Here is a 14578-nt window from a genome sequence, read left to right on the forward strand (position 1 = left end):
TCTCAGCGCGGGTCGGGCAGCTTCCGCGCCAGCCCGGCCACCAGCAGCGACAGTACCGCCAAAATCCCGATGACCAGCACGAACGCACCTTGGTACCCCATCGCGCCGGGCACGCTCAGGCTCGCGAACAGGCTGCCGAGCACCGCGACGCCCAGCGCCAGCGACGTCTGCTGGGTCGTGGTCAGCACACCGCCGCCGACCCCGGCCAGGTCCGCGGGCACTCGCGAAAGCACCACCCGGAACAACGTGCTCATCGCGAGCCCGTTGCCGACGCCGATCAGCACCATCGCCGGGGCCAGTTGCCAGATCGACAGATCGGGCCAGTCGAGCAGCGCGGTTCCAGCGAGTGCGAGCAGGCCGACGGTGAGGATCACCCCGCCGATCGGCACGATCTTGCGGCCGAACCGGGCGACCAGATGGCTGCTGACCAGCGAGGTCGTGAAGTACGCGACGGCCATCGGGGTGAGCGCCAGCCCGGCGCCGAGCGGGCCGAGGTGCAGGCCGTTCTGCAGGGTCACCGCGTAGACGAACATGAACGAGCCGAAGGAGCAGAAGAACGGCACCGCGACGGTCAGGCCGTGCCGCACGCTCGCGGTGCGCAGCAGGGCAGGCGGCAGCAACGGCGTGCCGCCCGAGGCTTCCAGCTTCCGCTCGACCCGCGCGAAGCCGAACGCCGCGAACGGGAAGAGCACCAGCAGCGCGATGCTCCACCACGGCCAGCCGAGCGCCCGGCCCTCCATGATCGGGATCAGCAGCGACAGCAGCGAAACGGCCAGCAGCACGGTGCCCCAGCGGTCGACGCCGAGCGGGTTGCTCGCCCGGCTGTCCGGCACCGTGCGGCGCGCGAGCAGCAGCCCGATGATCCCGATCGGCACGTTGACCAGGAAGATCGGCCGCCAGCTCAGGTCCCACAGATTGGCGGCCACCAGCGCGCCGCCGAGCAGCTGCCCGACCACGGTGGCGATCCCGCCGGTCGCGCCGAAGAGGCCGATCGCGCGGGAGCGGCGTTCGCCGGTGGTGCCTGCCTGGATGATCGACAGCACCTGCGGCAGCAGCATCGCCGAAGCCGCGCCCTGTGCGACGCGGGCGATGACCAGCGTGCCCGCGTCCGGGGCGACGCCGCAGGCCAGCGAGGTGAGCGTGAACAGCGTGAGGCCGAGGAGGAAGAGCCTGCGGCGGCCGAAGGTGTCGCCGAGCCGTCCGCCCAGCACGAGCAGCACCGCGTACGCGATGCCGTAGCCCGCGACGACGAGTTCGAGCGTGGCGGTGGACGCGTGCAGGTCGGCATCGATCGTGGGCAGGGCGACGTTGACGATGAAGAAGTCGATGATCGGCAGTGCTGCCCCCAGCAGCACGGTGATCAGGCCGGCGGACGTGAGTCCCGTTCTCGCCGGCGTCCCGATCGCGGCGGTGGCCGCTGCCGGGGCGGAGGTGGTAGTCGTCATGAGTACCACGTTCCGCCGCGCCGCACCCTGGTACCAGGTGTGCTCTTATCCTGGTACTGGGACTACCTGGTAACAGGGTGCGGGGTGTGCTTCCCTGGTATTCGTGACCACTGCCATCGAAGACCGCCTGCGCCGGACCGAGCTGGGTGAGTTCCTCCGCAACCGGCGCGGCCGGATCACGCCCGAGCAGGTCGGCCTGCCGCTCGGCGGACGGCGGCGCACCCCGGGGCTGCGCCGCGAGGAGGTCGCGCAGCTCGCCGGGGTCGGGGTCACCTGGTACACGTGGCTCGAACAGGGCCGCGACATCAACGCGTCCGAGCAGGTGCTCAGCGCGATCTCCCGCACGCTCCGGCTCGACCCGCACGAGCACGTGCACCTGTTCACCCTCGCCGGTGCGCCGGAGCCGGTCACGGCGAAGAAGAACTGCTCCGCGATCACCACGTCGATGTACGACATGATGGTCCAACTGGAGCCGTTCCCGGTCGCGGTCCGCAACGCGCGCTTCGACGTGCTCGGCCACAACGCCGGCTACGACTGGCTGATGGGCGGCGTCGACTCCATTCCGTACGAGGACCGCAACACGCTCGTGCAGTGCATGCTCAACCCGGAGTGGAAAAAGCGGATCGTCGACTGGGAGCAGAACGTGCCCCGGATGGTCTCGTCCTTCCGCGCCGCGATGGCCGAGCACATGGGCGAACCCGGCTGGAAGTCGCTGGTCAAACGGCTCCGGGCGGAGTCGCCGTGCTTCGAGGAGCTGTGGAGCCGCCACGACGTGAACACCGAACAGGCCAAGAGCAAGCGGTACCTGCACCCGGAGGCGGGCCTGCTGACGTTCGACTTCACCTACCTCTACGCCGGCCGCCGTTCGGAGATCCGGATGTCGGTCTACACCCCGAGCAACATCGAGACGCTGGAGAAACTGCGCGAGTTCGTGCCTCAGATCGGATAGCGCAGGTGCGTCACGCCCTCGCTGACGGTGACGTCCGGCGTGCCGAGCCGCACCGGGTCGAGCCCGAACTCGCCGAAGAGCGGCACCCCGCCGCCGAGCAGCACCGGCACCAGATCGATCCGCACCGCGTCGAGCAGCCCGGCTTGCAGGCATTGCCGGGCCATCTCGCCCGCGTTCACGCCGACGTCGCGGCCGTCGGCCAGTTCCTTGGCCCGCTCCACCGCGGCCTCGATGCCCTCGGTGACGAAGGTGAACGGCGAGTCCTCCCAGCCAGCGGGCGGCTGATGCGTCAGCACGACCACCGGACCGCCGAACGGATGCATCCCGCCCCAGCCCGAGGTCAGGTCGAACAGCCGCCGTCCGACGAGAATCGCCCCGGTCGACTCCAGTTGCGCGCGCAGGACCTTCGCGCTCGCCGGGGACATACGCAGCACGCGGCCGGATTGCGCGGTCTGCACCTCCTCGGTCCCGCCGCCCATCCAGCCGAAGAGCAGATCGAACCCCGATTCGCCCGGTCCGGCCACGAAACCGTCCAGCGACATGCTCGCCCCGGCCACTACCTCACCCATCGCCACCATCTCCGTTCCTGTCGTTTAACCAAAGAACGGAGCCCGATCGGGTTTCTCGACATACCTCGCCCGACGTAGTCCGATCCCGCGCTCCACGACGGACGCGCCCGGCCGTCTTCCCCGGTAGTTTTCGCATCATGTACTGGTGGCGGGCGCAGAACCCGTGGTTCGGGCGGGTGTTCCGGACCCTCGTGGTGCTCGCCTTCGTGCTCGGCGGCTCCAGCGCGTCCGGCCGCTGGCAGCACGCCGAACACCCGCTGAGCCCGCTCGGCGCCGCCTGGCTGGCCGCGACCGTGCTGACCCTGCTGCTCGTCCACCGGTATCCGCTGCCGCTGTTCGTCCTCACCGCGGCCTCGGCCTACGCCTACTACCTGTCGCCGGAACCCGGCGGGCCGGTGATCCTCGTCCCGACCATCGCGCTGTTCGTCCTGACCCGGCGGAAGGGCCCGGTGGTCGCCGGAAGCACCGGGGCGGCTGTCCTCGTGGCGGCGTACGTGACCCACATCGTGATCGCGCAAACGTTTGCGATCAGTGCCTGGGCGTTGTTCGCCGTGGTCTGGATGGTCGCCGTGATCGGCATCGCGACCGCGGTGCGGTTCCAGTTCGCGGCCGTCGCCGCCCGGCGCGAGCAGGCCGACGAGCATCGGCACCGGATGGCCGAGCAAGAGCGGCTTCGCATCGCCCGCGAGGTGCACGACGTGGTCGCGCACAGCCTCGCGATGATCAACGTCCAGGCCGGCGTCGCCGCGCATGTCGCGGATCGGCGGCCGGAGCAGGCGAAAGAGGCGCTGCTGAACATCAAGGCGGCCAGTGCGTCCGCGCTCAACGACCTCCGCGCGACGCTCGCCGTGCTGCGTTCCGGCGAGAACCGCGCGCCCGCGCCGAGCCTCGCGCAGGTCGACGAGCTGCTCGACCACGCGCGCGCCGCCGGGCTGGAAGTCGAGCTGCACGGCGAAGCCGGCGAGCTGCCCGCCCCGGTGGACGGCGCGGCGTACCGGATCCTGCAGGAATCGCTCACCAACGTCGTCCGGCACGCCGACGGGGCACAGCGCGTCGAGGTCCGTTTCGAGCGCAAGCCGGGCACGCTGGTCCTGACCGTGCGCGACGACGGCCGTGGCACCGTCCAGCCGACGCCCGGCCACGGTCTGCGCGGCATGCGGGAACGCGCGACGGCGCTCGGCGGCAGCGTCGAGGCGAGCGTCACCGGACAGGGTTTCCAGGTGCGGGCGGAACTGCCCGTGGAGGGGGAGAAATGACCATCCGCGTCGTACTGGCCGACGACCAGGCCCTGGTCCGCGCCGGATTCCGGCTGCTGCTGGACACCGAGGACGGCTTCGAGGTGGCCGGCGAGGCGAGCGACGGCGAACAGGCCGTCGCGCAGGCGGTCGAGCACCGGCCGGACATCGTGGTGATGGACATCCGGATGCCCGGCACCGACGGGCTCGAAGCCACCCGCCGGATCACCGCACACCCCGACCTCGCCGGGGTGAAAGTGCTGGTCCTGACCACTTTCGACGTCGACGAGTACGTCTACGAAGCACTCCGCGCCGGGGCCAGCGGCTTCCTGCTGAAGGACACCGAACCGGTCGAATTGCTGCACGCGCTGCGCGTCGTCGCGGCGGGCGAGGCACTGCTCGCGCCGACCGTCACGCGCCGGTTGATCGCCGAGATCGTCGGACGGCCGGAGCACCGGCGGATCGACACCTCGGCGGTGCAGGAGGTGACCGAACGCGAACGCGAGGTGCTGGCGCTCGTCGCGGGCGGCCTGTCGAACGACGAAATCGCCGCCCACCTGGTGATCTCCGCCGCGACGGCGCGGACGCACGTCAGCCGCATCATGACCAAGATCGGCGCGCGCGACCGGGCGCAGCTGGTGGTGCTGGCCTACGAATCCGGCCTGGTCACCCCACGCCGCTCGTGAGCGCCTATGCCGGTTCTAACCGGCATAAACACTCACGAGGTCTCGTACGCGTGAGCTAAGCCGGGAGTGTGAGTTACGCCGTGTCGGTGAACGCCCTCCCACCTTCGCGCGCCCTCTAGGCAGAGCATCACTCAGCGAGGGGTGTGGCGGAAGGAGTTCCGGTGGCGTGGGAAATCGTCCTGGTCGCCGCGCTGGGCCTGGTTTTCCTGGTCCGGCTGGTAGCGCAGCTCCGGCGGAGCTGACGGCCGCCGGCGCGGCGGCATCGCGCGGCGCACCGGCGGTTCGGCGGTGCGGTCGACGCCCGATTCGACGGGACGCGCCCGGTGCGCGCCGCCATTCGGGCGCATCGCGCGCGGCTGCTCGTCGCCATTCGGGCGCGGCATGCGTGGCTGTTCGCCGCGTGGAACGTCGTTCGGCGGCGGAGCGCCGTTCCTCGGCATCCGCCCGTTCGGCATCGGACGCGGCCGGGGCGCTGGACGCCGCGGCGGCCGCTGTTCGGCGGTCACCTTCGGGATCTCGACGGTCACCTCGGACGGGTCCTCAAGGTGAGTGGTTTCCCCTGGCGTTTCGACCGGCGGCTCAACCGGCGGTTCGGGCTTCTCCGGCTCGGGCGGAGGCGGCTTCTGCCGATGCGACAACCGCCGCGCCAGCGAATGGCTCGGCCGCTCCACGTACCGGTAGCTCAGCTCGACCACCCCGAACACCGCCGGGATCACGATCAGCAGCGCGATCGGCAGCGGCACCGCCGGGCGCAGCAGCTGCAGCAGCACGAACGTGACCAGCATGTGCAGCAGATAGATCGAGTAGCTGCGCTCGGACAGCATGGTCCAGATCTTGCGCTGCTTCAGCCGGTCCTCGGCGAACATGCCCATCAGGAAGCAGGCGACGGCGAACGCCAGCGCGAGGTTGTACGAGCTGTCCACGCGGCCGACGTTGATGATGTCGGCCAGCACGTACAGCGACCACGCGCAGCCGCCGTACAGCGCGCCGGTCCAGAGCGGGATCTTCTTCTTGGTCGTCGCCCAGACGACCTGGCCGATCACCATGGCGGGCAGGTAGGAGACGTTCACCGCGAACAGCGACCACGACGGTCCCAGCTGCGACCGGCTCATCATCACCACGAAGATGAACGTCAGCTCCACCGCGATCCCGAGCCACACCCACCGGCGCAGCAGCGGCAGCACCGCCATCAGCAGCAGGTAGAAGATGACCTCGACGATCATCGTCCAGGCCACCGGCACCAGCACGACCTGCGGGAAAATCAGGTAGTTGACCAGCGCGGTGTTGGTGAAGACAGTGAACGGGTTGAGCGTCTGCGCCTGCCCGGTCGACGGCGGGTGCAGGTTCACCAGAAGCAGGAACACCGTCAGCAGCACCACGAACAGCATCGGCGCGTACACCCGGATGAACCGGTTGAGCGCGAAGCGCCCCGGACCCTGGCGCAGCGCGATCGGCGTCACGACGAAACCGCTCACCAGGAAGAAGAACGGCACCGCGATCTGTCCGATGCCCTGCTTCGACATGTGCATCGGGTCGCTCGTGAGCGCCTCGATGAAATCGGCGTACGGGGCGTTCTCGTTCTTCGCGATGATCCACGGATGGACGATGTGGCTGTAGAAGACCAGCAGCGCACCGAGGCCGCGGCCGATGTCGATGAAGACGATCCGGGTCTTCTTCGGCGTCGCGGACGAGGGCTCGGCCAGGGCAGCGGAATCCGGCTCGGCCAGCGTGATCACCCCCGTCTTCCGCTACCGGCAACCTGGTGAAGGTTACCGCCTCTCCGGCGGGCCACGGACGTACTCCCCGCATTTGGCGGTGACAAGGGGATAATTCACAAAACCCGGTCTGGCCTCGGATTATGTGGTTGCCAGGTACGATCAGGCAGGAATTCGTCCGGTTTTGCGCGAGTGAGTTCAGGAGTTCGGGGAGCGTGCAGCAGTCCAGTCTCGACGGTGCCGTCGAGCGTTCACCGACCCTGCGTGCCGCGTTCCGCGACGCCGCCCCCGCGATCAGCCTCTACCTGCTGTTTCAGGTCCTCGCGTTCGGCGTGCTGTGGATGATGAGCTGGAAGGCCGACGTGTCGCCAGGCCGGTTCATCGACAATTTCGACGCGAACTGGTTCCTGTCGGTCGCACAGCACGGCTACGACCAGCCGGTCACGCTCGACGCCGACGGCCTGCCCGGCGAGAACAGCCTGGTGTTCTTCCCGCTGTACCCGGCGATGGTGGCTCTTCTCACCCTGGTCGGGATCCCGCCGCTCGGGGCCGGGATGACGATCTCGCTGCTGGCCGGATGCGCGGCCGCGTGGGGTCTGTTCGTGCTGGGCCGCGACCTGGCCGGACCGCGGGTGGGCCTGCTGGTCGCCGTGTTGTGGTCGATCGGGCCGGGCTCGACGGCGCTGCACCTGGCGTACTCGGAATCGCTGCTGATGGCGCTCGTGTCCTGGACGTTCGTGATGCTCGCGCGCCGGGAATGGCTGGTCGCGGGCGGTTTCGCGGTGCTGGCCGGGTTGACCAGGGCGAGTTCGGGCGCGTTGATCGCCGCCGTCGGGATCGCCGCGCTCATCGCGGTGTTCCAGCGTCGTGACGGCTGGCGGCCGTGGGTCGGCGGGCTGATCGCGCCGCTCGGCCTGCTGGGCTATCTCGGCTACGTCTGGATCCAGACCGGCCGCCCGGACGGCTGGTTCTGGCTGCAGAACGCGTGGCAGATGCACTTCGACTTCGGCGTCTTCACCTGGACCCAGGTCCGCGACGGCCTCACCTCGGACGACGCCAGCTGGATCACCGTGACCGCGCTCGTCGTGCTCGCCGCGGTCGTGCTGCAGTTCTGGACGTGGGCCACGCGGCTGCCGTTGCCGTGGCAGATCTACGGCACGCTCACCGTCGTGATCGCGCTCTGCTCCTCGAACTTCTTCCAGTCCCGTGCGCGTTTCCTGCTGCCGGCGTTCGTGCTGACCGTGCCGGTCGCGCTCATGCTGGCGAAGCTGCCGAACCGGGTACTGGCGGTGCTGCTGCCGGTGATCACCGTCGGAAGTGCTTGGTACGGCGCGTTCCTGCTGACCATCGCGCACGTGGCGCCCTGAGGCACCACGCGCGCGATCAGCTCAGGGGGCCAGCCACAGCGTGACGAATTCCTTCTCGTCCGCCTTGGCCGCGGCGATGATCGCCGGGTCTTTGAGCACCTTGTCCGCCGGACCGTCGTCGGTGACCACCTTCGGCGTGTAGCCGAGCGAGCGGTATCCGGCGAGCACGGCGGCCGGGTCGTCGCCCAGTTCCGCGATCGCGCCCGGGTCGAACTCGCACACGACGTGCGGCCGGTCGCGGCGCAGCACCTCGGCCAGCCCCGCCAGCGCACGGTGGTCGCGGCCCTGCAGGTCGACCTTCACCAGGCCGATCCGCTGTTCGGTCACCTCGGGCACGGAGTCCAGCCGGACCGCCGGGACCTCGACGCCGGAGCCGTCCGTGGTGACGCGGTTGTCGCCGCTGTTGCCCGGGGTCGCCTGCGCGAGGTGCACGGTGCCGGGCTCGTCCCACGCGGCCGACTCGACCACGGTGACCAGCTCGCCCGCCGCGGCGGGCAGGTTGACCTCGACGTTGCGGCGCAGGTACGAGGCGTTGACCGGGTCGGCCTCCACCGCGATCACCCTGGTCACTTCCGGCGTGGCCCGCAGCAGCCGCAGCGTGTGGTAGCCGACGTGCGCGCCGACGTCGAGGAACGCGCCCTCGGCCAGCGACGCCATCAGCTCGGCTTCGCTGTCCTCCCAGGACCGGTGGAACAGGATCCAGGGCAGCATGACCTCGTCGATCGGCATCAGGAGCGCGCCGACGTCGCACTGGACGACGTCCGCCCCGCGCGGCACCGGAGCGTGCCGGAGCCGGGCCGCGTCCCGCATCGCGCTGACGTCGAGGGTCACTCGCTGGATGGCCTTCTCGTCGGCGTCGAGCCGTTCGTCGCGGCTCGCGAACATCTTGTGCACGGTGCCCGCCGCGGTTTCGACCTGCGCGCCGACGCCGTCGTAGCCCTCGGCCAGCTTCGCCACGTCCGCTTCGAGATTGCGCAGCGCGAGGTCCGTTTCCGGGGCCTGCCGGCGCAGCTCGTTGACCGTGCCGCGCAACGCTTCGAGCCGTTCGCCGAGCGTGCGCGTGGACAGCGCGGCGCGGCGGGACTCGTCGATGTTGCGTTCCAGGCCTTCGATCCGGTCCAGCAACCGCCGGTTGCTTTCCTCGGTGGCGTCGAGCAGCGCGCCCATCACGTGGCGCTGGTGCACGTCGTAGTGGTCGATCGCGCGCAGCACGGCCTTGCGCAGCGCGGGCGCGAGCGGCAGCCGCGACGGCGTGTCCGCTTCCGGCCGCCAGCGCAACGCCTCGGTCGCCTGCTGCAGCGGGCTGAGCGGGTGCTCTGGCGGCGGGGTCGCGGCGCGCTGCCGCTCCTGCCACGTCTCGTGCGCCTGCTCCAGCTCGCGCCGCATCCACTCGGCCGCGGTCGCCATCGACCGCTCGCGCAGGATGACCTCCCGCGCGCGGCGGCCGCGGGCGATCGCCTCGGCCGGGTCGTCGGCGATCTGCGCCATCGCGGCCGCGGCGGCGTCCAGATCGGGCTCCGCCCAGACCGCGTCGGCGTGGTACGGGTAGTTGCCCTCGCCGACCGGCACCAGCCGGTACGGGATCGGCCAGCCGGTGGACGCGTCGAGGAATTCGGTGGTGCTGGAGTAGTCCGTCGAGATCACCGGCATCGCGCGCGCCATCGCCTCGGCGACGGTGAGCCCGAAGCCTTCACTGCGGTGCAGCGAAACGTAAGCCGTGCTGGTCTCGTACAGCTCGTGCAGCTCGGCGACGCTGAGGTAGCGCTCGATCAGTTCGATCCGGTCGTCGCCGCGGACCGCCGCGCGCAGCCGTTCGGCGGCCTGCGGGTGCAGCTTCGAGTTGATCGCCTTGACGGTGAGCCGGACGTCGTCGCGGCCAGGGAACGCCCGCTGGAACGCTTCGACTGCGCCCCAAGGGTTTTTGCGCTCCGCGACGCTGTTGAAGTCGAAGGCGAAGAGGAAGCGCACGGGTTCGCCCTTTTCGCGCGCGGGCGGCGACGGCTCACCGGGATCGCGCACCGGCACCGGGATCGTCTTGACCGGGATCGTCGAGTGCGCGGCGAACGCCCGGCGGCAGAAGTCGCTGACCGTCCAGATCTCGTCGAGCATTCCGAACGCTTCGTGCTGCCACTGCGGGAAATCCTCGAGTTCCCACGCCCACAGCCCGATCCGGTAGCGCCCGGCACCGACCTCGGGGTGGTTGGTGAGGATCGTGCGGGTCTGGTCCGCGTTCACCGCGAACACGCTGACCGGGAACCGCGGATCGCCGACCGTCGCCGGCCGCTCGATCCCGGTGCGGTTCGAGACCGCCTTCTCCTCCAGCACCGAGACCACCGGCACGCCGCCGGTCTCGATCGCCTCGAGCACGATCCGGCCCATCTCGCCGAGCCCCAGCTCAGCGGTCAGGTAACCGAGCAGGTTCACGCCGAACTCGTCGTGCGGCGGACGCGTGGCGACCGGTTCGGACGGCAGCGCCCACTCCGGCAGCCCGGCCTCGGAGACGCCGGACCCGGCGCACCAGTGCCGGAAGCCGTCGGCGTCGTCGCCATACGGGTGCGGGAACGCCATCTGCAGGTCGATCCGCGACGCCCAGATCGCGTGCGTCAGCCGGTTCAACCCGGCCGCGGCCTGGCCCTGGTCCTCCGGGGTGGCGAGCCATTCGCGCAGTGCGAGCCCGCCGTCCTCGGCGTACGCGTGCGGCGGCGCGGGCTTCTTCTTGCGCTCGGTCTTGATCCAGCCCTCGCGGAACACGCGCCGGGCGAGCTTCGGCACCGGCGTGCCGTCGCGGAAGTCCTTGAAGCCGTACGGAATCGAGTCGAGCGACTCGGCGTACCCCGCTTCGCGCAGCTTCGTGCCGTACGAATCGCAGATGGCGCGAAGGTCGTCGTTGTGCGACAGCAGCACGCGAGGCTTGCGCGCGCAGTGGAAGCTGAGCAGCCACGGCTTCTCCGGCCGGTAACCGCTGAAGTGGAAGAAGCGCAGCTTCGCGCCGCCAGCGGTCAGGTCGCCGGCTTCGTCGCGGCCGATCGGACGCTCGTGGAGGTTCCAGTACGCGACGTCGAAGCCCGGGTCGGTGACCACGTGGTGCCGGAACAGCGACGGCACCTGGTCGACCCAGCGCTGGTCGGTGAACAGCTGCTGCTCGGGCGCGACGATCGCGTCGTGGCGCAGCCTGCCCGCCCAGAAGTCGAGGAACGGCCCGGCGCCGCGGCCGACGCCGATGAAGCCGAGGTTGAACATGCCGGTGCCCATGATCACCGCGTCGTCCGGCTCCATGCCGTCCTGCGGCAACGGGGTCAGGAAGTGCGGCGCGAGCACGATGTCGTGCTTCTTGGCGAGTTCGGCGACCTCGGGGATCGGCGCGAACAGCTCGATGTCCGGGTCGAGGTAGATCGCGGCCTCGGACTCTTTCAGCAGCTCGCGCAGCAGGTATGGCTTGACCGACGTGGCGAGTTCGGTGACCGAGTACGCGGTCGCCATCCGCAGGTAGTCGTCCTCGTCGATGCCGAACGCGGCCGGGCCGACGACGGTGAGTCCGTCGCCGGCCCGGTCCGACTGGTCGCGCGGGGCGTCGATGACCGCGATGACGAAGCGGCCGCCCGGATGGTGCTCGAGGTACGAGCGGGCCAGCACGCGCGCGGCTGGCACATAGTTCCGGGCGACGATCGTGCAGGCGGTGGTCCCGGGCTCAGGCATCGGCGGTCAGAACCGTGAGCTGCTGGTTCAGCGCGGTGGTGAAGTCGGTCTTCGTCTGGGCGCCTGCCTTGCCGGACACCTCGACGCGGACGACCACGTTGCCGTGCGCGTAGTGCCCGCGCGCCTGGGCCGACTGGCCTTCCTTCGCGTCGATCGAGGTGGCGTACACGCCGTTCGGGGCGGTGGTGTCGCGCTTGGCCCCGTTCGTGACCTGGACGTCCATCAGCTTCTCGGCCGCGGTCTTCGCCGCGGTCGGGCTGCTGGCCTGTGCCAGGAAGAGCGTGATCAGGTTGCCGTCGTCCAGGTGGTACACGACGAACTTGACCTTCGACGCGCCCGCCGACTGGTAGGCGCTCAGCTCCTGCGGGTTCAGGTACTTCAGCGTGTCGACCTGCGAGAACGACGTGATGTCGTCGTGCGTCTCGGCCTTGCCCGGCATGTTCGCGACGCCGAGCGGGTCCGGCGGCTTCGGGGCCGCCGACGAGCTGTGCTGCGCGGTGGTCTGCTCGGTGCCGCCGCCTCCGCTGTCGCGGCCCCACAGCCAGTACGCGCCGAACGCGATGCCGGCCAGCACGACCACGGCGCCGACGATCGCGCCGATCTTCTTGCCGTTGCTCTTCTTCGGCTTGTCGCTGAAGTACTCCGGACCCTGGCGGACCCATTCGGAGTCGCCCCCGGACGGGCCGAGCGGAGGCAGGTCGCCGCCGCCCCACGGCGGGGTCTGGTCGCTTTCGGCCGCGTTCCACGGCTGCTGCTGCGGGAAGCCCCCGGGCGGCGAGGACGGCGCGCCCTGCGGGAACCCGCCGGGCGGGGAGTAGTGCGCCTGCGGCTGGTGCTGCTGCGGCTGCACGACCTGGGTCCGCTCGGGACCGGCGTCCGCGGGCGGCTGCTGCTGTTGCTGCTGCCACGACTGCACGACCTGGGTGCGCTCGGCACCGCCGTCGGCGGGCGGCTGCTGCGGGGCCTGCGGCGGCTGCTGCGGCATGCCGCCGGGCGGGCTGACCGGGGCGATCACCTGGGTCGAGTCCGCGCTCTGGCTCGGCGGCGGCGGGGCGGGCTGATCCTGCTGGCCCACGGCCGAGGACAGCACCTGATCACGCCGGATGCGATAGTCGTCCGCGGAGAGGCGCCCTGACGCGAGCTCCTCGTCCAGCCGGCGCAGCTCCTCCTGCCAGGACACCAGGGCCCCCCTTATCTGTCGGCATGGCGACGGGTCAATGCGTCGTCGCTACCCGATTGTGGTGTGACGACGTGGACATTGTGCACGGGTCCGACCCCACGTGACCTGGCGGGTCGCCTTCCGAGCCGGGGTGAGTTCAGCTGGCGGGCAGCGCGGCCGCGACCTTCGCGCGGATCTCTTCCATCCGCGACCGCAGCGCCGCCGGATCCTGGCCGACCGGGCCCGACACGCCGATGCCGATCGACACCCCGCCCGAGGTGTACCAGGAGGCCAGCACGCGTCCGGCCGGGCTGCTCGCGGAGTAGAGCAGATCGGTGGCCGCCGGGCCGAGCGGGCTGCTGTCGAACCCGCCGGTGACGAGGTTCTGCCGCAGGCCCTGGACGAGCTGGCCCGCCTGCGCCTTGGACGGCGTCGGGACGGCGATGAGCGTCGTGCCGCCGTCGGCTCCGGCGTAGGCGTGGTAGACGAGCTGGTCCGCGCCGGCCGCGCGCATGAGGTTCGCGTCGGCGTCGGAGACGGCCTTGGCCTGGACCGCCTTGTCCAGCGCCATCGTCGAGTTCTGCGGGCTCGCGGTGCCCGGCAGCGTCGGCAGCTTGTCCTCGAGCGAGGGCGGCTGGGTGTTCGGCACGGACGAGGAGGCGGGTGGCGGCGAGGCCGTGCCGGACGTGTCGTCCTTGTTGCCGATGAACCAGATGACGCCGACGACCAGCGCCAGCACCACGAGCACGGCCAGCGACAGGAACAGCCAGGTCGGCTTCGACCCGCGCGATTTGCCCTCGTCCTCCCAGAGCCGGCGCGGCTCCGGCTGCCCGCCGTTGGCCGGGACCGCCCCGAAGACCGCGGTGGGCCGGTCGTCGGCCGGGCTGGGCGCGGTCGTCGGCCGGTCGGTGGAGAACGGGGTGCCCGGGGTGTGCGAGAAGGCGGGCTGGGTCTTCTCCGCGGACGGGACCGTCGCCCCGGAGTTCAGGAACGACTCGACCGCGGGCGGTTCCGGCGCCGGCATCGCCGGGTTCGTGCTGGCCCATCCGACGACCGGCTGTTGTTGCGGCTGTTGCTGGCCGGGGGTGTTCCACTGCACGGGAGCGACGCCGGGCCAGGTTCCCGGCTGCGCGGGCATCTGCTGCTGAGGCTGGTGCGGTGCGGCCGGGTTGGGCTGGCTTGGCGGCGGCGTGACCGGGCTCGGCTGCGGGGAGAAGAAGGACCCCGGCGGGCTGGCCGCGGAAGGTGTTGTCGGGCTGGGGCCGGAAGGCGCTGCCGGGTCGGCGGCGGGAGTAGGCGCTGAGCTGGCGGCGGGCTGCTCCGGTGCCGCGGTGCCGCCGGGCTGATCGCTCGGCAAGGTGGCGCCGTCCGGCCCGATCCGCAGAGCCGTGGTCGGGCCGTCGAACGGACCGTGCCCGGTGATCGTCGCGACGTTCCGCGGAGTTCCGGTGGCGTCCGGCGTCTCCGTGCTCGGACTGCTCGGCGCCGCGGAACTGTCCGAGCTGTCCGACGTCACCGGGGTGCTCCAGGCGGGCGACCCGCTGGCCGAGGGCGCGTCCTGCCGCAACGGCGACGCCACTGGCGAAGCCGTCCCGCCGCCCGACGCCTCGGCGAGCAGTTCGTCGCGCTGGCGGCGGTGTTCGGCGTGGCCCAGGCGGCCGGCGGCCAACTCGGCGTCCAACCGCCGGAGTTCTTCCTGCCAGCTCATCACGCAACCCCCTGTCACCGGTTCGGGCGATAGTGTTCCATGCGGCCCG

10 protein-coding genes are annotated in these 14578 nt (G+C 70.8%); 4 read left to right on the forward strand and 6 right to left on the reverse strand.

The window, feature by feature from the left end; translation table 11 throughout:
• Positions 1–2 precede the first annotated feature (2 nt).
• Complete coding sequence (locus ACFSVL_RS29585) at positions 3–1445, reverse strand: MFS transporter (protein ID WP_378308832.1); 1443 nt, start codon at positions 1443–1445, stop codon at positions 3–5.
• 103 nt (positions 1446–1548) lie between these two features.
• On the opposite strand from ACFSVL_RS29585, the gene ACFSVL_RS29590 reads away from it, so the two are divergent.
• Positions 1549–2394: a helix-turn-helix transcriptional regulator gene (locus ACFSVL_RS29590; RefSeq protein WP_378308833.1), complete on the forward strand. Its 846-nt coding sequence runs from the start codon at positions 1549–1551 to the stop codon at positions 2392–2394.
• Here the strand turns inward: ACFSVL_RS29590 and ACFSVL_RS29595 are convergent.
• Positions 2382–2963 carry a dihydrofolate reductase family protein gene (locus ACFSVL_RS29595; RefSeq protein WP_378308834.1) on the reverse strand — a complete coding sequence of 194 codons (582 nt, stop codon included), beginning with the start codon at positions 2961–2963 and terminating at the stop codon, positions 2382–2384. The genes ACFSVL_RS29590 and ACFSVL_RS29595 overlap by 13 nt on opposite strands.
• Before the next feature lie 137 nt (positions 2964–3100).
• On the opposite strand from ACFSVL_RS29595, the gene ACFSVL_RS29600 reads away from it, so the two are divergent.
• A complete protein-coding gene (locus tag ACFSVL_RS29600; RefSeq protein ID WP_378308835.1) occupies positions 3101–4219 on the forward strand; it encodes a sensor histidine kinase in 1119 nt (372 codons plus the stop codon).
• A complete protein-coding gene (locus ACFSVL_RS29605) occupies positions 4216–4884 on the forward strand; it encodes a response regulator (protein WP_378308836.1) in 669 nt (222 codons plus the stop codon). Before ACFSVL_RS29600 ends, ACFSVL_RS29605 begins: the two co-directional genes overlap by 4 nt.
• A 131-nt stretch (positions 4885–5015) precedes the next feature.
• Here the strand turns inward: ACFSVL_RS29605 and ACFSVL_RS29610 are convergent, their stop codons facing one another.
• Positions 5016–6620 carry an acyltransferase family protein gene (locus tag ACFSVL_RS29610; RefSeq protein WP_378308837.1) on the reverse strand — a complete coding sequence of 535 codons (1605 nt, stop codon included), beginning with the start codon at positions 6618–6620 and terminating at the stop codon, positions 5016–5018.
• A gap of 194 nt (positions 6621–6814) precedes the next feature.
• On the opposite strand from ACFSVL_RS29610, the gene ACFSVL_RS29615 reads away from it, so the two are divergent.
• Complete coding sequence (locus ACFSVL_RS29615) at positions 6815–7966, forward strand: hypothetical protein (RefSeq protein WP_378308838.1); 1152 nt, start codon at positions 6815–6817, stop codon at positions 7964–7966.
• A 21-nt stretch (positions 7967–7987) separates the two neighbouring features.
• On the opposite strand, the gene ACFSVL_RS29620 is transcribed toward ACFSVL_RS29615, so the two are convergent.
• The 3 genes from ACFSVL_RS29620 to ACFSVL_RS29630 form a co-directional block, all read right to left on the reverse strand.
• Complete coding sequence (locus ACFSVL_RS29620; protein ID WP_378308839.1) at positions 7988–11662, reverse strand: FkbM family methyltransferase; 3675 nt, start codon at positions 11660–11662, stop codon at positions 7988–7990.
• Positions 11655–12842 carry a hypothetical protein gene (locus ACFSVL_RS29625; protein ID WP_378308840.1) on the reverse strand — a complete coding sequence of 396 codons (1188 nt, stop codon included), beginning with the start codon at positions 12840–12842 and terminating at the stop codon, positions 11655–11657. Before ACFSVL_RS29625 ends, ACFSVL_RS29620 begins: the two co-directional genes overlap by 8 nt.
• Before the next feature lie 136 nt (positions 12843–12978).
• Entirely contained in the window at positions 12979–14529 is a 1551-nt protein-coding gene (locus ACFSVL_RS29630) for a hypothetical protein (RefSeq protein ID WP_378308841.1), read from the reverse strand.
• Between the last annotated feature and the right edge of the window lie 49 nt (positions 14530–14578).

The organism is Amycolatopsis silviterrae (assembly GCF_042684085.1).
Classification (GTDB): domain Bacteria; phylum Actinomycetota; class Actinomycetes; order Mycobacteriales; family Pseudonocardiaceae; genus Amycolatopsis; species Amycolatopsis silviterrae.

Bases quoted from the DNA above. Each gene is read 5' to 3' on its own strand.
- ACFSVL_RS29585 (WP_378308832.1), bottom strand. From the start codon at position 1,445: ATGACGACTACCACCTCCGCCCCGGCAGCGGCCACCGCCGCGATCGGG.
- ACFSVL_RS29595 (WP_378308834.1), bottom strand. From the start codon at position 2,963: ATGGGTGAGGTAGTGGCCGGGGCGAGCATGTCGCTGGACGGTTTCGTG.
- ACFSVL_RS29600 (WP_378308835.1), top strand. From the start codon at position 3,101: ATGTACTGGTGGCGGGCGCAGAACCCGTGGTTCGGGCGGGTGTTCCGG.
- ACFSVL_RS29605 (WP_378308836.1), top strand. From the start codon at position 4,216: ATGACCATCCGCGTCGTACTGGCCGACGACCAGGCCCTGGTCCGCGCC.
- ACFSVL_RS29620 (WP_378308839.1), bottom strand. From the start codon at position 11,662: ATGCCTGAGCCCGGGACCACCGCCTGCACGATCGTCGCCCGGAACTAT.
- ACFSVL_RS29630 (WP_378308841.1), bottom strand. From the start codon at position 14,529: ATGAGCTGGCAGGAAGAACTCCGGCGGTTGGACGCCGAGTTGGCCGCC.